Origin of the sequence: Rhizorhabdus histidinilytica (assembly GCF_900167915.1) — a bacterium.
GTDB classification, from domain to species: domain Bacteria; phylum Pseudomonadota; class Alphaproteobacteria; order Sphingomonadales; family Sphingomonadaceae; genus Rhizorhabdus; species Rhizorhabdus histidinilytica.
This window is the reverse complement of the sequence record NZ_FUYM01000010.1, coordinates 190,595-208,270: the sequence shown is the minus strand read 5'-3', so window position 1 is coordinate 208,270 and position 17,676 is coordinate 190,595. Positions and strand designations below refer to the sequence as shown.

At 66.9% G+C, this 17,676-nt stretch carries 17 protein-coding genes; 8 read left to right on the top strand and 9 right to left on the bottom strand.

Annotation, left to right across the window (positions count from 1 at the left end):
- Position 1 precedes the first annotated feature (1 nt).
- From B5X82_RS20230 to B5X82_RS20220, 3 genes are all read left to right on the top strand, one after another.
- Complete coding sequence (locus B5X82_RS20230) at positions 2–808, top strand: ferredoxin--NADP reductase (RefSeq protein WP_139385146.1); 807 nt, start codon at positions 2–4, stop codon at positions 806–808.
- A 300-nt stretch (positions 809–1,108) separates the two neighbouring features.
- Positions 1,109–1,594 (top strand): (2Fe-2S)-binding protein, encoded by a 486-nt coding sequence (locus B5X82_RS20225; RefSeq protein WP_079649977.1) that lies wholly within the window; start codon positions 1,109–1,111, stop codon positions 1,592–1,594.
- On the top strand, positions 1,591–3,813 hold the full coding sequence (locus tag B5X82_RS20220; protein WP_079649976.1) for a xanthine dehydrogenase family protein molybdopterin-binding subunit: 2,223 nt from the start codon (positions 1,591–1,593) through the stop codon (positions 3,811–3,813). The genes B5X82_RS20225 and B5X82_RS20220 overlap by 4 nt, the downstream gene beginning before the upstream one ends.
- 9 nt (positions 3,814–3,822) lie before the next feature.
- Here B5X82_RS20220 and B5X82_RS20215 read toward each other — a convergent pair whose 3' ends face one another.
- The 5 genes from B5X82_RS20215 to B5X82_RS20195 all read right to left on the bottom strand — a co-directional run bounded on the left by B5X82_RS20215 (position 3,823) and on the right by B5X82_RS20195 (position 9,190).
- The gene (locus tag B5X82_RS20215; protein ID WP_223811083.1) at positions 3,823–4,464 is read right to left on the bottom strand and encodes a glutathione S-transferase family protein; all 642 of its coding nucleotides are present in this window, start codon (positions 4,462–4,464) and stop codon (positions 3,823–3,825) included.
- Positions 4,461–5,135, bottom strand: coding sequence for a 4-carboxy-4-hydroxy-2-oxoadipate aldolase/oxaloacetate decarboxylase (locus B5X82_RS20210; protein WP_235862743.1), 675 nt, complete (start codon positions 5,133–5,135; stop codon positions 4,461–4,463). Before B5X82_RS20210 ends, B5X82_RS20215 begins: the two co-directional genes overlap by 4 nt.
- Before the next feature lie 2 nt (positions 5,136–5,137).
- On the bottom strand, positions 5,138–7,288 hold the full coding sequence (locus B5X82_RS20205) for a PQQ-dependent dehydrogenase, methanol/ethanol family (RefSeq protein WP_235862742.1): 2,151 nt from the start codon (positions 7,286–7,288) through the stop codon (positions 5,138–5,140).
- A 73-nt stretch (positions 7,289–7,361) separates the two neighbouring features.
- Positions 7,362–8,786 (bottom strand): MFS transporter, encoded by a 1,425-nt coding sequence (locus B5X82_RS20200; protein ID WP_079649974.1) that lies wholly within the window; start codon positions 8,784–8,786, stop codon positions 7,362–7,364.
- Positions 8,786–9,190 carry a MarR family winged helix-turn-helix transcriptional regulator gene (locus tag B5X82_RS20195; RefSeq protein ID WP_176152639.1) on the bottom strand — a complete coding sequence of 135 codons (405 nt, stop codon included), beginning with the start codon at positions 9,188–9,190 and terminating at the stop codon, positions 8,786–8,788. Before B5X82_RS20195 ends, B5X82_RS20200 begins: the two co-directional genes overlap by 1 nt.
- A 201-nt stretch (positions 9,191–9,391) precedes the next feature.
- Here B5X82_RS20195 and B5X82_RS20190 point away from each other — a divergent pair, with 201 nt between their 5' ends.
- From B5X82_RS20190 to B5X82_RS20180, 3 genes are read left to right on the top strand one after another with little or no spacing between them, the layout of a single operon-like run.
- A complete protein-coding gene (locus tag B5X82_RS20190) occupies positions 9,392–10,222 on the top strand; it encodes a p-hydroxycinnamoyl CoA hydratase/lyase (RefSeq protein WP_079649972.1) in 831 nt (276 codons plus the stop codon).
- The gene (locus tag B5X82_RS20185) at positions 10,215–12,320 is read left to right on the top strand and encodes an acetate--CoA ligase family protein (RefSeq protein ID WP_079649971.1); all 2,106 of its coding nucleotides are present in this window, start codon (positions 10,215–10,217) and stop codon (positions 12,318–12,320) included. The genes B5X82_RS20190 and B5X82_RS20185 overlap by 8 nt, the downstream gene beginning before the upstream one ends.
- Positions 12,317–12,961, top strand: a complete 645-nt coding sequence (locus B5X82_RS20180; protein WP_079649970.1) for a glutathione S-transferase family protein — start codon at positions 12,317–12,319, stop codon at positions 12,959–12,961. Before B5X82_RS20185 ends, B5X82_RS20180 begins: the two co-directional genes overlap by 4 nt.
- A gap of 18 nt (positions 12,962–12,979) precedes the next feature.
- On the opposite strand, the gene B5X82_RS20175 is transcribed toward B5X82_RS20180, so the two are convergent.
- The 4 genes from B5X82_RS20175 to B5X82_RS20160 are packed head-to-tail and all read right to left on the bottom strand — an operon-like array spanning position 12,980 to position 16,217.
- Positions 12,980–13,849 carry an amidohydrolase family protein gene (locus B5X82_RS20175; protein ID WP_235862741.1) on the bottom strand — a complete coding sequence of 290 codons (870 nt, stop codon included), beginning with the start codon at positions 13,847–13,849 and terminating at the stop codon, positions 12,980–12,982.
- Positions 13,849–14,757, bottom strand: a complete 909-nt coding sequence (locus B5X82_RS20170) for an alpha/beta fold hydrolase (protein WP_176152638.1) — start codon at positions 14,755–14,757, stop codon at positions 13,849–13,851. Before B5X82_RS20170 ends, B5X82_RS20175 begins: the two co-directional genes overlap by 1 nt.
- Positions 14,758–14,779: 22 nt before the next feature.
- Positions 14,780–15,322 (bottom strand): DUF4286 family protein, encoded by a 543-nt coding sequence (locus B5X82_RS20165; protein ID WP_139385145.1) that lies wholly within the window; start codon positions 15,320–15,322, stop codon positions 14,780–14,782.
- A 10-nt stretch (positions 15,323–15,332) separates the two neighbouring features.
- On the bottom strand, positions 15,333–16,217 hold the full coding sequence (locus tag B5X82_RS20160; protein ID WP_079649966.1) for an amidohydrolase family protein: 885 nt from the start codon (positions 16,215–16,217) through the stop codon (positions 15,333–15,335).
- Positions 16,218–16,466: 249 nt separating this feature from the next.
- On the opposite strand from B5X82_RS20160, the gene B5X82_RS20155 reads away from it, so the two are divergent.
- Both B5X82_RS20155 and B5X82_RS20150 read left to right on the top strand, forming a co-directional pair.
- Complete coding sequence (locus B5X82_RS20155) at positions 16,467–16,919, top strand: ester cyclase (protein ID WP_079649965.1); 453 nt, start codon at positions 16,467–16,469, stop codon at positions 16,917–16,919.
- Positions 16,916–17,602 carry a glutathione S-transferase family protein gene (locus B5X82_RS20150; protein ID WP_209045822.1) on the top strand — a complete coding sequence of 229 codons (687 nt, stop codon included), beginning with the start codon at positions 16,916–16,918 and terminating at the stop codon, positions 17,600–17,602. The genes B5X82_RS20155 and B5X82_RS20150 overlap by 4 nt, the downstream gene beginning before the upstream one ends.
- Positions 17,603–17,676: the final 74 nt, after the last annotated feature.

Here is a 17,676-nt window from a genome sequence, read left to right as displayed (position 1 = left end):
GATGGAGATGGTAGGCGGACCGTCGGCGGCCGGGCAGGGCGCGGCCTTTCACATCGAAGAGGTCCGGTGGGTTCGCCACTGGAACGATCATATGTTCAGCTTCGCGCTGTCGCGTCCCGCGTCGCTGCGCTTTCGTTCGGGAGAGTTCGTGATGCTGGGGCTGCGGAACGGTGCAAGGCCGCTGCTTCGCGCCTATTCGATCGCCAGTCCGGCCTATGCCGACGAGCTCGAATTCCTGTCGATCAAGGTGCCTGACGGGCCGCTGACCGGCAGGTTGCAGAAGATTCGTCCGGGGGACGAGGTCCATCTGTCCCGCAAGGCGACGGGCACCTTGGTGGTCGATGCCCTGCGGCCCGGCCGGCGGCTCGTCCTGCTCGGCACCGGCACGGGCCTCGCTCCTTTCCTTTCGGTGATCCGCGATCCCCACAGCTACGAGCGTTTCGATCATGTCGTGCTGATGCACAGCGTCCGTAGAGAGAGCGACCTGGCCTATAGGGACCTGCTTGAGACGCATCTGTCCGACGATCCGCTGGTGGGGGAGGAGGCGCGGGACCGCTTCGTCTATTTGCCTGTCGTGACTCGCGAGCCCTTCCCGCGGTCGCGTCGCATCTCGGCGATGCTGGAGGATCCCGGCGCCTGGACCGGCGAGGGCTTGCTTCCGCTCGACCCGGCACATGATCGGATCATGTTGTGCGGCAGCATGTCGATGATCGCGGACTGCACCACCGCGTTGGAGCGGCTCGGTTTCCGCGAAGGCGCCAACTCGAGTCCCGCTGATTATGTGATCGAAAAGGCATTTGTCGGTTGATGGCGCGCCAAACCGGCAGGCGAACCGGCCAACCAGCCACGTCGTCTGTCTCGGGGATGGCAAAAGGTGGAAAGCGTGCGTCGGGCCCCGGATGCGCCCTCCCGGCGAACCCGATGCGGGAGACCTTGTCGATCGTACATTCGACATGACCCTGGCCCCGGCAAAGCGCGCACCATCGTCGTAACAGATCCCGGACGCAGCCCATTCGCGAAATGGCTTTCCGCGCACCAACGAGGTATCTAGCCAGACGCTTTGGTGCGATATATCTTAAGTCCGGTTTATTGATTTATAGGGCGCGCCATGGCCGGAACCGTCACTCTCTCGATCAACGGGCTCGTAAGCCATCTCGAGGTTGAGGAGGATATGCCGCTCCTATGGGTGTTGCGGGATGAACTGGGCCTGCGGGGCACGAAATTCGGTTGCGGGGCGGGGTTGTGCGGGGCGTGCACCGTGCATGTCGATGGTGCGCCCACCCGCTCCTGCATCACGCCGGTCGGCGCCGTCGCCGGCTCCAAGGTACGCACGATCGAGGGCGTGGCCGCCGACCCGGTCGGCCGGACCGTCCAGGCGGCCTGGAAGGAGATCGACGTTCCGCAATGCGGCTATTGTCAGGCGGGGCAGATCATGGCGGCCACGGCTCTGCTGACGTCGACGCCGGTGCCGACCGATGCCGATATCGATAGCGCCATGGCAGGCAATGCCTGCCGCTGCGCGACCTATTCGCGCATCCGGGCGGCCATCAAACGCGCCGGCGGCCTTGCCGCCGAAAACCGGAGGGCAGGATGATCGATATGCTGGAGCAGGCGGACCGGCGTGCCTTCCTGAAGATCGGTGCGGCGGTCGGTGGCGGCCTGATGCTGGGCCTGATGAGGCCGAGCGTCGCCGTGGCCGGAGCCACCGCCGAGACGGCGGCGGAACTCAACGGCTATGTCCGTATCGCGCCCGACGGCATCGCGACCATCATGGCCAAGAATCCGGAGATCGGCCAAGGCATCAAGACGATGCTTCCAATGCTGATCGCGGAGGAACTGGACATCGCCTGGAAAGACGTCCGCATCGAGCAGGCCGATGCCGATGCCCGGCGCTTCGGCCAGCAGATCGCGGGCGGCAGCTATGCGACGCCGCTGCACTGGGACCCTCTTCGCCGCGTCGGCGCGGCAGCGCGCCAGATGCTGATCGCCGCCGCCGCCCAGCGCTGGCAATGCCATCCCGCCGAATGTGCGACCGAGCCCGGCATGGTGGTTCACGCCGCGAGTGGGCGGAAGCTGGGCTATGGGGCGCTGGCCGGGATCGCCGCGACGATGCCCGTGCCGGATCTGAACAATGTGCCTCTCAAGCCGGAAGCCGGTTATCGCATCATCGGGAAGCCGACGCCGCAGGTCGATATCGACGCGATCGTCACCGGAAAGATGCAGTTCGGCATCGATGTCGAAGTGCCCGGCATGGCCTATGCCGTCTTCGCCAAATGCCCGGTCCCCGGCGGCAAGCCGGTCAGGGCCAATCTGGACGAGATTTCCCGTGAGAAGGGCGTGATCGCGACTTTCGTCGTCGACGGCAGCACCGATGCTCCGGCCGGCGGCCTGGTCAGCGGCGTCGCAATCGTCGCCGACAGCTGGTGGCGTGCGGAAAAGGCACGGGATAAGCTCAGGGTCGAATGGGACGGCGGCGCGATCGCGGCCCATTCCAGCGCTCATTTCGCCGCCGAGGCGGCAAGGCTGTTCGGCCAGCCGGCGACCGCCGTCATCCGCAAGGACGGGGAGGTCGCGAAGGCCCTGGCCGGAGCGGCGCGGACCGTCGAAGCCGACTATTTCTACCCGTTCATCGGCCATGCGACGCTGGAGCCGCAGAATTGCACGGCCTCCGTCATCGGCGACAAGGTCGAAATCTGGGCGCCGACCCAGGCGCCGGCACGCGGCATTGCGCTCATCGCCGAGACGCTCGGGATTCCCGAGGCCAATGTCACCGTTCACCTGATCCGTTGCGGCGGCGGCTTCGGGCGGCGGCTGATCGCCGATCCGATGGTGGAAGCCGCCTATATCGCGAAGAAGGCAAGCCGTCCGGTAAAGCTGCTATGGTCGCGCAAGGACGACATGCAGCATGATTTCTATCGGCCGGCCGGCTTTCACCGGCTGAAGGGCGGCCTCGATGCGTCGGGCAGGCTGGTCGCGCTTCACGATCATTTCGTGACCTTCGGCAAGGATGGCAAGGTCGCGCGGTCGGCGGACTTGTCCGCCTCCGAGTTTCCCGCCCAGCTCGTTCCCCACTGCCTCTACGAGAGTTCGCTGATCGAGTGCGGCATACCGACCGGCCCGTTGCGTGCGCCGGGATCGAACGCGATCGCCTTCGTCTTCCAGTCCTTCATGGACGAACTGGCGCATGCCGCAGGCAAGGATCCCTATCAGTTCCAGCTCGACATGCTCTCCGAGCCGCGCCTGCTTCCCACCGGGCGCAGCCTCCGTCCCGGATCCGCCGAGAAGGTCAGCTTCGACACGAGGCGGATGGCCGACGTCCTGCGCAAGGCCGCGAGCATGTCGGGCTGGGGCAAGCGCCGCCTTCCCAAACGCACGGGCATGGGGATCGCCTGCTATTTCAGCCATCTCGGCTATTTCGCCGAGGTCGCGCTCGTCGCGGTCTCGAAGGACGGCACGCCCAGCGTCGAACAGGTCTGGGTGGCGGCCGATGTCGGGCGCCACATCATCAATCCCTCGATGGCGGTCAATCAGGTGCAGGGCAGCGTCATCGACGGCATCGGCTCGGCGTTGTTCCAGCAGATCACGATCGAGAAGGGCGGCGTGGTGCAGGCCAATTTCAACGATCATGACCTGATCCGCATCGATCGGGCGCCGATCGTCGAGGTCGAGTTCCTGAAGACCGACTTCCCGCCCACGGGCCTTGGCGAGCCTGCGCTGCCGCCGGCGATTCCGGCCATATGCAACGCGATCCACGCCGCGACGGGCAAGCGGATCCGCTCATTGCCGATCGACATCGCGCTGCTCAGGGCCTGAGCAGCGTGCTCAGTCCCCTGCGGCGAAGGCGGTGTCGATCGCCGAGGGGCGGATGGAAAATGCCGCATAAGCGCGCTGCAGGCCGCCCCGCCCCGTGCGCCAGTCGATATCCGGGAAGCGAAAGTCGAGATAGGCGAGCAGGATGCCGGTAGCGAGGTCGCCAATGTCGAATCCGCCCCCCGCGCTTGTCTCATCCTCGAAGCGGTCGAGGGTGGCGATGAGGCGGCTTTCATAGATGCCCTGCTGCCTGGCCGATTGGCAGGGATCGGGTCGCCGCAGGTCCGCGCGCCACAACAGCAGCATGTCGAGCATGCCGTCGACCATCGCCTGGCGCGAGAGGGCGCGCCAGCGCTCCGGCCCCCCGCGGGGGATCAGGCCGCGCTGGCCGAGGGTGTCGAAATAGTCGCAGATGACCGGCGAACCCGCGATCACCAGCCCGCCTTCGGTCACGAGCGTGGGCAGCTTGGCGATCGGGGTCGCACGATTGAGTTCGGGGTGCGGACCGGGGCCGGGTATGGGCACGTCGATCAGGTCGAGCCTGCCGAACAGGTCGCATTCATGCGCCACCATTGCCGCCTTGCGGGCAAAGGGCGAGCGCGACGACCAGAACATCCTCATCCGCGCAGGTCCTGCGAGGGGAGGCTCGTTCATCGGGCATCCTCGCCGAAGCCATAGAGGTCCAGCGTCCGTTCGCCTGCCCGGATCCGCGCGATCTTCACCATCTCGTCCTCTTCCCGGCGCTGTCCTGCCGCGATCGCTTCCGCCGCACGGGCAGCCGGCAGCACCACGACCCCGTCGCGGTCACCCACGATGAGGTCGCCGGGGTTGATCACCACATTGCCGATGGCGACCGGCTGCTGCAACCTGGCGGGCACGTCGAAGCCCTTGATCGTGCCCCGGATGCAGACGCCGTTGGAAAAGACCGGGAAACGAGCTTCGGCCAGCCCTGCCGTGTCCCGGACGCCCCCATCGATCACGAGGCCGCCGAGACCGCGCTGTTCCGCCGCCGCGTTCATCACGTCGCCCCAATAGCCGGCCTCGATGCCGTCGCTGGTGCCGACGATCAGGATGTCGCCCGGCCGCGCCTGGTAGATCGCGCGATGGATCCAGAGATTGTCGAAGGCAGGGACGACGACCGTGAACGCCGGTCCCGCAAGTCGCATTCTCGGGTCCACGGGCTTGATCGCCGAGGGGAGGGCGCCGATCCGGCCGGCCGCCTCGTGGAGCGTGGCTGCACCCAATCGCTGCGCGCGTTCGAGCAGGTCGGATGCGAAGGGAGATATGCTGCTCATCTCGGCCGGAGGCTCCGTAGGTTCGACCATGGTCATTGCTCCTGCACGACCGCCTGGCTCGATCGACGGCTGCCGGTTTGCCTGGCTCCGGGTGCCTGGCCATTTTTGAGCCGGGTCGCTTCCCAGGAAACATAGGCGCGAAGCTCCTCGATCTGCTCGGACTCCAGATATCTGGACCATCCGATCATGCCGGATGATTCGAGCGCTCCGTCCCAGACGACGGCGCGCCAGGCTTCCTTGTCGGGCAGATAGGCCGACCGTCTCAGATCGGGGATGACGTTCGAGGATATCGCGTCGGGCCCGTGGCAGCGGTAGCAATAGTTGCGATAGACCGCCGCACCGCGGTCTACCACCTCCTGCGCGAAGGGCCCGGGAGCGGGATTGGCGGGCGGCGCCGGATCAGGCTCCCTCGGCAGGGTGGCTTTGCCGCCGATGCGGAAGGCCGCCATCCGTCCCGGTTGCCGCATTCGTGCTTCCGCGCCGCCGGTCATCGCGCCCGCGCCTGCTCCGGTGGAGATGGCGACATATTGGACCCCGCCGACCATGTAGGTGACCGCTGCCGCCTGGATGCCGTTGGGCGTCGGCCAGCTCCACAGCTGGCGGCCGTCGTCCGCGCGCAAGGCTACGAACTCGCCGATCACCGTGCCGCGGCCCTGGAACAGCAGGCCTCCCGCGGTCGCGAGGACCCCGCCGCCGCGATAGGGAACGCGCCACGCCTCGCGCTGCTTCACGGGATCCCAGGCAAGAAGATAGCTGGCGCCGGCACCGTGTCGGCTGATCACGCCATGGTTGAACGGTCCCATCGGAACCGGCCGGAAATCCGGATTGGTTTGCAGCAGCGATTGGTTCTCAGCCACCGGCAGATAGGCCAGGCCGGTCTTCGGGCTGAACGCCATGGCATGCCAGTTGTGCGATCCCGCCGTGCCGGGCTTCGCGAGGAACGGTCCCTCGGTGTATCGCGCATTGGCCGGCTCCACCGGCCGGCCGGTGGCGATATCGATGCGGCTTGCCCATGTCGTGGGCACCGTCGGCGCGGCGGAGATGAGCCTGCCGGTCTGTCGGTCGATGACGTAGAAAAAGCCGTTCTTGGGGGCGTGCATCAGCACTTTGCGCCGGCGCCCCTCGATATCGAGTTCGGCGAGGATCATCGGCTGGGTCGAGTTATAGTCCCACGCCTCCTGCGGGTTCTCCTGATAGTGCCAGATATATTTGCCGGTATCGGCATCGAGCGCGACCACCGAGCAGAGGAACAGATTGTCGCCCTTGCCGGCGGTGCGGTATTTGGGGTTCCAGGGCGAGCCGTTGCCGGTACCGATGTAGATCCGGTTGAAATCCGGATCGTACATGATCGTCTGCCAGGCCGTCCCGCCGCCGCCATAGCTGGCATAATCCCCTGCCCAAGTGGGGCGCACCAGCTTTTCCATGATCTCGTCCGAGGCGGCGCCGTCAGGCCCCTTTTCGGGGTCGCCGGGAACCAGGTAGAAGCGCCAGGCGAGCTTGCCGGTAGCGGCATCATAGGCGCTGACATGGCCCCGGACACCGAAGTCCGCGCCTGCATTGCCGATGATCACCTTGCCGCGGACGACCCTGGGTGCGCCAGTGATGGTCTGCATGCTCTCCGGATCGATGGTCATCGTGCTCCACACGACCTTCCCGGTGCGGGCGTCGAGCGCGATCAGCCGGCCGTCGAGTGCACCGACGAACACCTTCCCTTCATAAACGGCGACGCCGCGATTGACGACGTCGCAGCAGGCCTTGGCACCGTCGGCTCCCGCAACCTCCGGATCGTAGAACCAGAGTTGCCGCCCTGTGGCGGCGTCGAGCGCATAGACCTTGCTCCAGGAGGTGCTGACGTACATCACGCCGTCCACCACGATCGGTTCGGCCTCCTGGCCCCGGGTCGTATCATATTCGAAATACCAGGCGGGCTGGAGCCTGCCGACATTGACGGTATTGATCTGGTCGAGCAGCGAATAGCGCTCGCCGCCGAAGGTGCCGCCGTTGAGCAGCCAGTTTTCGGGTTCGTTCGAGGCAGCGAGCATGCGGGCGTCGTCGACATCCCCCGCCGGCCGTTGCGTGTGGCCCCGTTTCGCCATGTCCTGTCCGGCGGATATCTGCCCCGCCAGCACGATGACTCCGATCGCGATGCCGATGAGGCCCGCCTTGCCGGTGAAGCGGCTCAAAAGATGCTCTCCCTATATTTATAGGTCATAAAGCTATCTTTTAGATATTATGTGTGCAAGCTCTTTGAGTTGGCTATCGGCGCCCGGACACTTCGGCGCCCGCATCGCGCGGCAGACGGGCGAAGGAGATCAGCCCCGCCAGCGAAACGAGCGCGACAATCGGAAAGGCAAGGCCGATTTCCGCCGCCCCCAGCATGGTCCGGCCGTGCCAGTCGCGCTGCAGGTCTATGATTGCGGCCGCGAAGCCGACGCCGAGGCTTTGGGCGAGCTGCTGGAACATGCTCGACAGGCTCGACGCATGGCTCATGCGCGCTGCGGGGACGTCGGCATAGGCGATCGAGTTGAGCGTGGTGAACTGAAGCGATCGGAGGAAGCCGCCGAAGAACAGGGCGCCGATCAGGATCCGATGCGGGGTCGCCGCCTCGAACAAGGCATAGGCTGCGGAGACCGCTGCGAGCAGCACGGCATTGCCGACGAGAATGTTGCGGAAACCGAGCGTGCGGATGATGACCGGCGCAGTCGCCTTGACCACGATCGCTCCGAGCGCGGTGTTGAAGGTCAGCAGGCCGACTTCGAAGGCGGACATGCCAAAGCCGAGCTGAAGCAGCAGGGCCAGGAGGAAAGGCGTTGCGCCCAGCACCATGCGCGAGAACAGGCCTCCGATCGTCGATGCGCGGAAGGTCTGGATGCGGAGCAGCGAAAGATCGATGATCGGTTCCGGCGTGCGGCGGGCGTGCCGGAGATAGAGATAGCCGCAGCCCGCGCCACCCAGAAGGATCGCCATCACCAGCGGCCGTGGCAGCATGTCCTGGCCGAGGCTTTCGAAGCCATAGACCAGGCATGAAAGCGCGACGGCGGACAATGCGAAACCGCGCAGATCGAGCCTGTCGACCTTTTCCTCGCGGACGGCTGGCATGACCAGCGTCGCGAGCAAGATGCCGACCGCCGCGATCGGCACGTTGATCAGGAAGATCCAGCGCCAGGACGCGTGGGTGACGAGGAAACCGCCCAGCGGAGGACCGACGATCGGGCCGATCACCGCCGGGATGGTCAGGTAGGACATGGCCTGCACCAGTTCCGACTTGCGGACGCTGCGCAGCAGGACAAGCCGCCCGACGGGAAGCATCATGGCACCGGATGCGCCCTGCAGCATACGTGCGCCGACGAGTTGCCAAAGCTCCTGCGCGATGCCGCACAACAGGGAGCTCAGTGCGAAAGCGGCGATGGCGATGCGAAACACGTTCTTCGCACCGAAACGGTCGGCTATCCAGGTGGAGATCGGCAGGAATATCGCGGCCGCCAGCAGATAGGCCGTGATCGCGACGTTGAGCGTTACCGGATCGCTGCGGAGCGATCGCGCCATGGTCGGCAGCGCGATGGCGATCACATTGCTGTCGAGCGTCTGCATGAACAACGCAGCGCCGATGATCATCGGCAGCAGCGCCCCCGTTCGGGCGGGCAGCTGGGCCTCCTTCGAGCCGGCGGCCTCCCCTGACATCAAGGGTTCAGCCGGACGAGGCGGTCGAGCGGGGCGACTGCGGCATTGAGGGCGGCGATCTCGTCCGGCGTCAACAGGGTCAGCCTGTTCACCAGCCAGTCGGTACGGGAGCGGCGGACGGCCGCCAGCGCCTGGCTGCCCGCATCGCTCAGCGCGAGGGCGACCCGCCGTTTGTCGCCGGCATGGCCATTGCCCGCGCGTTCGATCCAGCCGGACGCCTCGAGCCGCTTGACGTGGACGCTCATCGTCGGCCGGCTCATCTGCTCGATTTGCGCCAGTTCCGAGACGCCTGCCCCCGGATTCTGCCTGATCGCCATGAGGATTTGCGAATCGATCGGGGAGAGGCCGGATTTCTGGGCCTCGCGCCGGAGCTGCCGGCTCAGTTGCAGCAGCAGCGGGCGCAACCGATCGGCCAATTGCGCGGGCGGGACGTGACGGGCTTGTTTTGGCATGCCGTCATGTTATTAGGTAACCAACCTAACTACAAGACGGATGGTGATCGCGATGCCGCAGCCGGTGTTCGCGTTCCATAAAAGTCATAAATATAGCTGTTAGTTTGAAACGGCGGCGGCTTCCATGCCGCACTGAAAGGAAGGCGAGAGGCAATGGATAGGATCGAACGAAGCTGCGTCACCGTCGATTTCGACGAGGGCATCGCCTGGGTGACGCTGTCGCGGCCCGAAAAGCGGAACGCGATGAGCCCCACGCTGAACCGGGAGATGCTCGATCTCCTCGACGACCTGGAACTCGACGATCGTTGCCGAATCCTGGTTCTGACGGGAGCGGGGGAATCCTTTTCCGCGGGCATGGATCTCAAGGAATATTTCCGCGAGACCGACAAGCTGTCGCCGAGCGAGGTCCGGCGGGTGCGCCAGACCGCCTATGCCTGGCAGTGGCGCAAGCTCATGCATTATGGAAAGCCGACCATAGCGATGGTGAATGGCTGGTGCTTCGGCGGCGCCTTCACGCCGCTGGTCGCGTGCGACCTGTCCGTTGCCGCGAACGAGGCGGTGTTCGGCCTTTCGGAGATCAATTGGGGCATCATTCCGGGCGGCAACGTCACGAAGGCCGTGGCCGACAAGCTGAGGCCCTCCGACGCGCTGCTGTACATCATGACCGGGCGTACCTTCGACGGGCGCAAGGCCGCTGAGATGGGCCTCGTCAATGAAGCGGTGCCCCTGGTCGAGTTGCGTGCGCATGTCCGTGCGCTCGCAACGGAACTGATGGGCAAGAATCTGACGGTGATGAACGGCGCGAAGATCGCGTTCAAGCAGGTCCGATCGATGAGCTGGGATGCCTCCGAGGACTATCTGACCGCCAAGGCCGCGCAGGTGCGGCAGCAGGACAGGAGCAACGGTCGCAGCCAGGGCTTGTCCCAGTTCCTCGACCAGAAGAGCTTCCGTCCGGGCCTCGAAGGCTATTCCAAGGATGACTGACGCGCTCGACCGGTGCCGGGCGAACATCGGCGCGCTGTTGCGGCCGCGCTCGATCGCGATCGTCGGCGCCTCGTCCAACCCCTCTGCCTTCGGTCGCAGGCTGCTGGCCAATCTGGAGCGCTTCGCCTTTGGCGGGGACATCCACCTGGTCGGCCGGGCCGATTCGATCGAGGGCCGGCCCTGCCTGCCCAGCATCGATGCGCTGCCGGAGGGTGTCGACCTTGCCGTAATCGCGATCGGACGCGCGGACGTGCCGGAGGCGGTGCGCCAGTGCGGGCTGCGGGGCGTCCGGTCGGCGATCGTCTACGGCTCCGGCTTCGCGGAAACCGGCGTAGAGGGGCGCAGGGCTCAGGACGTGCTGGCCCGCCACGCGATCGACGCCGGCATCGCCCTGCTCGGGCCCAATTGCACCGGGTTGACCAATTTCGTCGACAACGTCCCTCTCACGTTCGGGAACTCCAGACCTCGCGCGGTCAAGGAGCCGGCGATCGCGATCGTAGGGCAGAGCGGGGGGATGGTCGGCGCCATCCGCATGGCCCTGGAGGCCCGTCAGCTGGATATCTCCTGCACGATCGCCACCGGCAACGAGGGCGTGCTGGGGGTCGAGGACTTCCTGGACGAGTTGATCCGCGACGAGACGACGCGCGTGATCCTCGTCTTCGCCGAGCAGATACGGCGGCCCGGACATTTCCTCGAGGCGGCGGCGAAGGCGCATCGCGCGGGCAAGGCGCTGCTCCTCCTGCATCCGGGGAGAAGCGCCGCCGGGCAGCGCTCTGCGGCGTCGCATACCGGTGCGATCGTCGGCGATCATGCCGCGATGCGGGCCGCGGTCGATCATGCCGGGATCATCCGCGTCGATACGGTCGAGGAACTGGTCGACGTGGCGGAACTGGTGCTTCGCTGCCCGAGGCCGCCACAGGGCGGACTGGCTATCCTGACCGACTCGGGCGCTTTCAAGAGCCTGTCGTCGGACTTCTGCGAGGCGGCCGGCGTCGCCCTGCCGCCGATCGAACGGATGAGGGAGGCGCTGGCCGGTGAGCTTCCCGCGTTCATTACGCCCGAAAACCCGCTCGACGTGAGCGCACAGGCCCTCCAGCAGCCGGACATATACGGCCGCTGCGGCAGGCTGCTGCTGGAGGAGCCCGGCGTCGGCGCCTTGTTGATCGCGATCATGCCGTCGTCGCCCGAATTCGGCCTGAAGGCGGCGCGGGAGACGCTGGCGCTGCTGCCGGACAACGGCAAGCCGGTCCTCTACGCGCTGTTCGGCGGCGACAGCCCGATCTCGCCCGAACTCACGCCCCTGCTGCGCAACGCCGGCATCCCCTTCTACCGCGTCCCGGAGCGTGCGATGGCCGCGATCGGCCATTATATGCGCCATGCCGCATCCGCTGGCCAGCCGCGCGCCCCCGCGTCGCGGGGGGCACCCGCGATGCCGGCCGGAGCGCGGGCGGCAATGCCCGAATGGCAGGCCAAGCGATGGTTGGGCGCTGCCGGGCTTCCCGTGCCGGACGGAAGACTCGCCACCGACGTCGAGGCTGCGGTCGCTGCCGCCTTCGAGATCGGCTATCCGGTGGCGCTGAAGGCGCAGAGCCCGGCCCTGCCGCACAAGAGCGATGTGGGCGGCGTAGCCCTCGGCCTCGCCGACGAGGCTGCGCTCCGCGATGCCTTTGCCAAGATGACGGGCTCGATCACGATCCGGCTGGACGGTCTGCTCGTGGAACCCATGGCAAAGCGCGGCGCCGAGCTATTCGTTTCGGCCCGGCGCGATCCGGCCTGGGGGCCGATGCTGACGATCGGGCTGGGCGGGGTCTGGGTCGAGGCCCTGAACGATGTCCGCACCTTTCCGGCCGACCTTGGCGAAGGGGCAATCCAGGCCGAGATCGGGGCGCTGCGCGGTGCCAGGCTGCTGGAGGGGTGGAGAGGCGAGGCCGCCAGCGACGTGGCGGCGGCGGCGGCTCTCGCGGCCCGGCTGGGGGCGCTGCTGATCGCGTCGCCCTGGATAAGAGAGATCGAGATCAACCCGCTGCTGGTCTATCCCGGCAAGGAAGGCGTGCTCATCCTCGACGCGCTGATCGCCACCGATCGGGCGGCGGAATGAAGCTGCACTGGTCGCCCAGCGCGCCCTTTGTCCGCAAGGTGATGGTGGCGGCGCACGCGCTGGGCCTCGCCGACCGGATCGAGTGCGTCCGGAGCCGCGTGGGGCCGACGCGGCTCAATGCGGAACTGATGGTGGACAATCCGTTGAACAAGGTGCCGACGCTGGTGCTGCCGGACGGGACCTCGCTCTACGACTCGCGCGTGATCTGCGACTATCTGGACGCGCTGGCAGGCGGCGGGCTGGTGCCGGTCGAGCCCGTGGCCCGCTGGCGGGTGCTACGCTGGCAGTGCCTCGCCGACGGGATGCTCGACGTCACCATATTGCTGCGCGACGAACATTTTCGAGGGGACGGGCATCGATCGACCGCCCATCTCGCCGCCTATGCGGCCAAGATACGGGCCTGTCTCGACGCGATGGAAAAGGAGGCGGACGCCCTGGCGACCGCGGGCCTGGATATCGGCAGCATCGCGACCGGCGTGGCGCTCGCCTATCTCGATTTTCGCGCCCCCGCGCTCGAATGGCGGCAGGGGCGACCTCGCCTCGCCGCCTGGGAGTCCGCCTTTGCGGAGCAGCCCGCGATGGTGGCGGCCCCGTTCGGCGACGAGGTCGGGACCAAGTTCGCCTTCTACGCGATGGAGTAGGACGGGGGCCGCCATGGCTCAGCCGAAGCGGTAGAGTGCAGCAGGATTGTCGACGAATATCTTTCTGCGGATCGTTTCGTCGGCGGTCCAGCTGTCGAGCAGGTCGATGAGGCGGCCTATGTCGGGCTTATGCGGCATGTTCACGAAGGGCCAGTCGGTTCCCCACAGCAGCCTGTCGGGATTGGCATCGACCAGCGCGTCGTGGAAGGCGCGCGCGTCGGGATAATCGGGGGCCTCGGTCGACCTGCGGACGACGGTGAGTTTCACCCATATGCGGCCTTCGCGCAGCAGCGCCAGCAGGGTCTGGAAGGAAGGGTCGTCCACGCCGCCAGCCGATTTTCCCACGGTTGCCATGTGATCGAGCACCAGGGGCAGCCCCGTGTCGAGAAGGCGCGGCATATGTTCGGCGAAGGTCTCGGTCTTGGAGAAGAGCTGGGCGTGCAGCCCGGCCTCGCGCAGGCGCGGCGCCATCGCGTAAAGTTCGGCGAAGCCGCAGGAGCCCTTCGGGCGTCCGCCGTAGCGTTGCGACAGCATCTCCACGAAGCGCAGGCCCCGCACGCCGGCGGCGGCGAGCCCGGCGAGGTGGCCGATGTCCGCTTCTGGCTCGGCCACGCCGATCCCGGCCCGGGCCCGTGGCGCCTGCGCGATCGCGTCGATCAGGCAGCCATTGTCGTCACCATAGGCGGTCGGCTGGACGAATACTCCGCGTGCGAACCCGACCGCGTCCAGCATGTTCGCGTGCATCGCGGCGGTCGCCTCCGGCGGCGTGTAGCTCCGGTCCTCGGCGAGCGGGAAGCGGTCGTAGGGGCCGAGGACATGCGCATGGGCGTCGCATGCCAGATCGGGAAGCGGAACGGCAGGCGGCGAGGGGTGGAGTGTGTCGGTCATCATCTGTTCCTTGATCGGGCCTGCTGGAGAAAGGACAGGATGCGGGCGTTGAAACCCTCCGGCTGCTCCCAGAACAGCGCATGTCCGGCTTCGGCAAAGACGGCCAACTCGGCATCGGGAAGACGGCGCGCGAACGCGCGTATCAGCGGCGGAGGGGCATAGAGGTCCGCGTCGCCGGTCATCACCAGCACGGGGGGAAGCTCGGCGAGATCGAGTGCTGCGGAGGGCCGGGCCTGGCCGCGTGCCTGCGGCCAGCCATGTCGGGCCTGCTTCTCCAGTGCGATCCATCGCCGCGTGCCGACGGGATTGGCCGCCCGATAGGAGGGGCCGAGCTCGCGGAATTCGGCGGGCAGTTCGTCCCATCCCGCCGGTAGCAGCGGTGTCGGCTCCAGATGGTCCCCCGCTGTCCGGGCGAGCGCGAGGCTCGACGCGAGCATCAGGGAAAGGACACGGCGAGGATGGAGGGCGACGAAGTCGAGCGCCACGAAGGCGCCGGCCGCCGGTGCGACAAGGTGCGCGCGCTCGATCTCCAGATGATCGAGCAGTTCGCGCAAATCCTCCGCATCGGCGGCGGGCGTGCTTGCCGGATGCGGGTCCGACTGGAAGAAGTTGCGCCGGGAATAGCCGACCACTCTGTAGCCGGCGGCGGCGAGCACCGGTTGCTGATAGGGCCAGATGGCGTGGCTGCCCGTCATGGGATGGAGCAGAATGACGGCGTCTCCCGCTCCGCCCGTATCCCATGCGAAGAGGCGGACCTGGCTCAGTTGGCGCAGGCGCGCGTCGGCCGCGGCCTGGAGGGGGGGATCGTTCCACCGGATCTGCGCCGGGATCGGGCCCCGCTCCTCCGCCGTTCGGCAGGCGGAGAGCCGGCTCGGCACCAATGTGACGGAGGCCGTCAGGCCGAGCATCTCGCGACGGCGGAGCATCGCGCTAGGACTCCCGCCAGAAGGAATAGCGCGCATAGAGCGAGGTGAAGCGACGCATGCGCGCCGACCAGGGCGTGCGGGCGGCCGCCATCCACTGGGGGGATTGGCTCAACGCGAGATCGTCCATCAGATAATAGGCCAGATGGGCGGGCCCGCTGCCTGGCGATGCGCGGTAGCGCCCCGCCCGCAGGATGCCAGGCAACGCGGCGAGGCGGGGCATGTGCTCGCTTTCGTACCAATCCTCGAATTCGTCGGCGGCGTCGTCGCAGATATCCATGAAAGCGAACACCAGGCCGCGCCCGTCTCCCGGCTCCACGCGATGTGTGGAAACCCGGCGGCCGCGCCACGAAAACCCGCCGTCTCGCGCCATGACGGAGGGACCGACCGACAGCCTGCACGTCGGTCGCGGAAGGGTCGGATCGCCGGTGAGCCGGCTCCGGCCGCCGCACCAGCCGCGGAGCTTTTCCCCGGTCGCGATCTCCGTCATGGCTATGGTGATGGCGTCGCCGTCGCCGTCTCGAAGCCACCCCATCGGTTCCCAGGCCACCGATGCCGCCTCAGAAACCGTAGAGGGCGGCCGGATTGTCGACCAGGATGCGATTGGCCACGGCATCGTCGCCGGTCCACTGGCGGAACAGGTCGACCAGCCGGCCGATGTCCGGGGTCCGCTCACCAAGATTGAGCAATGGCCAATCCGATCCGAAGACCAGCCTGTCCGCATTGGCTTCGATCAGCGCCTCGTGAAAGGGGCGCGCGTCGTCATAGCTCGGATAGGCGGCCGAACTGCGCACCATCGTCAGCTTCACCCACAGGCGCCCTTCGCGGACCATGGCGAGAAATTCCCGGTACAGCGGGGAGGTCGCGCCCCACTCCGTCCGGCCGGTCCGGCCCATATGGTCCACCACGATGGGCAGGCCGAGTGCCAGCAGGTTTTCACCAGCCTCGACCACGGTGTCGGCGTTGGCGAACAGCTGGGCGTGCAGCCCATGTTCCCGCAGTCGCGGGGCCAGCGCCGCAAGCGCACGCAGGTCGCTCGCTCCGGCCATCCCGTTGGGATAGCGGCTGGATTTGACCTGGGTGAAGCGAACCCCGGTGAAGCCCCTCCGCCGCAGTTCGTCGAGCGCCATATCCGTCACGCTCTCGTCAACGACGGCGATGCCCCGCAGCCGATCCGGCGCCGCCGCGAGCGCCGCGGCGATGGCGCGATTGTCCACGCCATGCGCTGAACCCTGGACGACGACGCCACGATCGAAGCCGAGCGCATCGAGCATGGTCCGATGCGCTTCGGGAGTCGCTTCGGGCGGGGTGTAGCTGCGGTCGGCGGCAAGCGGGAAGCGCGCGAATGGGCCGAAGATATGGGCATGTGCATCGCATGCCCCGGCGGGAGGCGCGACCAGCGGCCGTGATGGAAGCGGGGGTGGATTCGAACGGGTCCCGGACATCAGAAGGACCGCGCGTTATCGTCGCCAAGGGAAACCATGGGGCTGCCTGCGCATGACTTGCCGGAGGCTCATTCCGCCGGCGGGATGGAAATAGGCAAAGCCAGATAACTTGAAAAGCTATATTTTTGACCTTATAGGGCGACGGCACGTCAGTGGAGGCAGGCCTAGGAGAGGCGCGACGATGGCAAGGGTGGAGAAGCGGCATTTCCGTATCGTCGAGACGGCGGCGGAGATCGGGGGAGGCGCGGCATGAGCGCCGCCGGCTCGATCGACGCGATCAAGGCGGTCGCCGCGATCTACTATGCGGAACATGCGGCGCCGATGGAGCAGTCGATGCGCGCGATCGCCGAGGATGTGGTCTATCACAACCGCCCCGGCGCACCCACGACCCTGCAGATGTGGAAGGATCGCGAACGCCGCTTCCGCGCGGCGATGAGCGAGATCACGACGACCGTCCATCGCCAGATAGCCGAAGGTGATCTCGTCACCACGCATTGGACCCTCGAGGCGGTCCATAGCGGCCGGTTGATGGATTATCCGGCGTCGGGCCGACGGATCAAGATGGACTCGATCTGCATCGACCGGGTGGTCGACGGGCTGGTGGTCGAGCATTGGGGCGTGCGCAACCTCCTTGCCGTGCTGCGGGCGATCGGTGCCGTGCCGACCTTCGAGCCGCCCCGGTCCGATCGGTCGGCACCATGAGCGCACCCGCTCCGGACGGCGTGGCCGCACCTTTTCCGCCGATGAAGCTGCATTGGTCGCCCAGCTCGCCCTTCGTGCGCAAGGTGCTGGTCGTCGCACGCGAGCTTGACCTGCTCGATCGGATCGCCTGCGAGCGGGCCGTGGTCGGTCCGGCCCGGCTCAATCGCGACCTGATGGACGACAATCCACTCAACAAGATTCCCACGCTCGTGGCGGGGGAGTCGCTGGTCCTGTTCGATTCGCGCGTGATCTGCGAATATCTCGACAATCTCGACGGCAGGGCGCTGATGTTCCCCCGCGATCCGGCAAGGCGATGGCCTGCGCTGCGGCGGCAGGCGCTGGGGGACGGGATGACCGAGACAGCGGTGCTTCTCCGTGACGAGCATTGGCGTGGCGACGGTCATCGCTCGACCGCGCATCTGCTCGCCTATCGGGCGAAGGTCGCTGCCTGCCTTGCCACGCTGGAGGCGGACGATCTCGCCGCCGAGCGGCCCGACATCGGTCATGTCGCCGTCGCCTGCGCGCTCTCCTATCTTGACTTCCGCATGCCGGAGATCGGCTGGCGCGACGGACATCCCAGGCTTGCTGCATGGGAAAGCGCGATGGCACAGCGCCCATCGCTCGCCCTCACCCGGCTGGTCGAGGCGAATAAGCGGCCGCTGAGCTTCTACGAAATGGAATGAACTTCCGGCCGCCGGAGGGCAGCCATGGATGCGATCATGCCCTCGCCCGGGCGGCGAAGCGGCCAGGAGAAGGA

What these genes read in the sequence shown, in the direction of transcription:
- B5X82_RS20230 (WP_139385146.1), top strand. Translation starts at nt 2, where the DNA reads ATGGAGATGGTAGGCGGACCGTCGGCGGCCGGGCAGGGCGCGGCCTTT.
- B5X82_RS20225 (WP_079649977.1), top strand. Translation starts at nt 1,109, where the DNA reads ATGGCCGGAACCGTCACTCTCTCGATCAACGGGCTCGTAAGCCATCTC.
- B5X82_RS20220 (WP_079649976.1), top strand. Translation starts at nt 1,591, where the DNA reads ATGATCGATATGCTGGAGCAGGCGGACCGGCGTGCCTTCCTGAAGATC.
- B5X82_RS20215 (WP_223811083.1), bottom strand. Translation starts at nt 4,464, where the DNA reads ATGAACGAGCCTCCCCTCGCAGGACCTGCGCGGATGAGGATGTTCTGG.
- B5X82_RS20210 (WP_235862743.1), bottom strand. Translation starts at nt 5,135, where the DNA reads ATGGTCGAACCTACGGAGCCTCCGGCCGAGATGAGCAGCATATCTCCC.
- B5X82_RS20200 (WP_079649974.1), bottom strand. Translation starts at nt 8,786, where the DNA reads ATGTCAGGGGAGGCCGCCGGCTCGAAGGAGGCCCAGCTGCCCGCCCGA.
- B5X82_RS20190 (WP_079649972.1), top strand. Translation starts at nt 9,392, where the DNA reads ATGGATAGGATCGAACGAAGCTGCGTCACCGTCGATTTCGACGAGGGC.
- B5X82_RS20185 (WP_079649971.1), top strand. Translation starts at nt 10,215, where the DNA reads ATGACTGACGCGCTCGACCGGTGCCGGGCGAACATCGGCGCGCTGTTG.
- B5X82_RS20180 (WP_079649970.1), top strand. Translation starts at nt 12,317, where the DNA reads ATGAAGCTGCACTGGTCGCCCAGCGCGCCCTTTGTCCGCAAGGTGATG.
- B5X82_RS20175 (WP_235862741.1), bottom strand. Translation starts at nt 13,849, where the DNA reads ATGACCGACACACTCCACCCCTCGCCGCCTGCCGTTCCGCTTCCCGAT.
- B5X82_RS20170 (WP_176152638.1), bottom strand. Translation starts at nt 14,757, where the DNA reads ATGCTCGGCCTGACGGCCTCCGTCACATTGGTGCCGAGCCGGCTCTCC.
- B5X82_RS20160 (WP_079649966.1), bottom strand. Translation starts at nt 16,217, where the DNA reads ATGTCCGGGACCCGTTCGAATCCACCCCCGCTTCCATCACGGCCGCTG.
- B5X82_RS20155 (WP_079649965.1), top strand. Translation starts at nt 16,467, where the DNA reads ATGAGCGCCGCCGGCTCGATCGACGCGATCAAGGCGGTCGCCGCGATC.
- B5X82_RS20150 (WP_209045822.1), top strand. Translation starts at nt 16,916, where the DNA reads ATGAGCGCACCCGCTCCGGACGGCGTGGCCGCACCTTTTCCGCCGATG.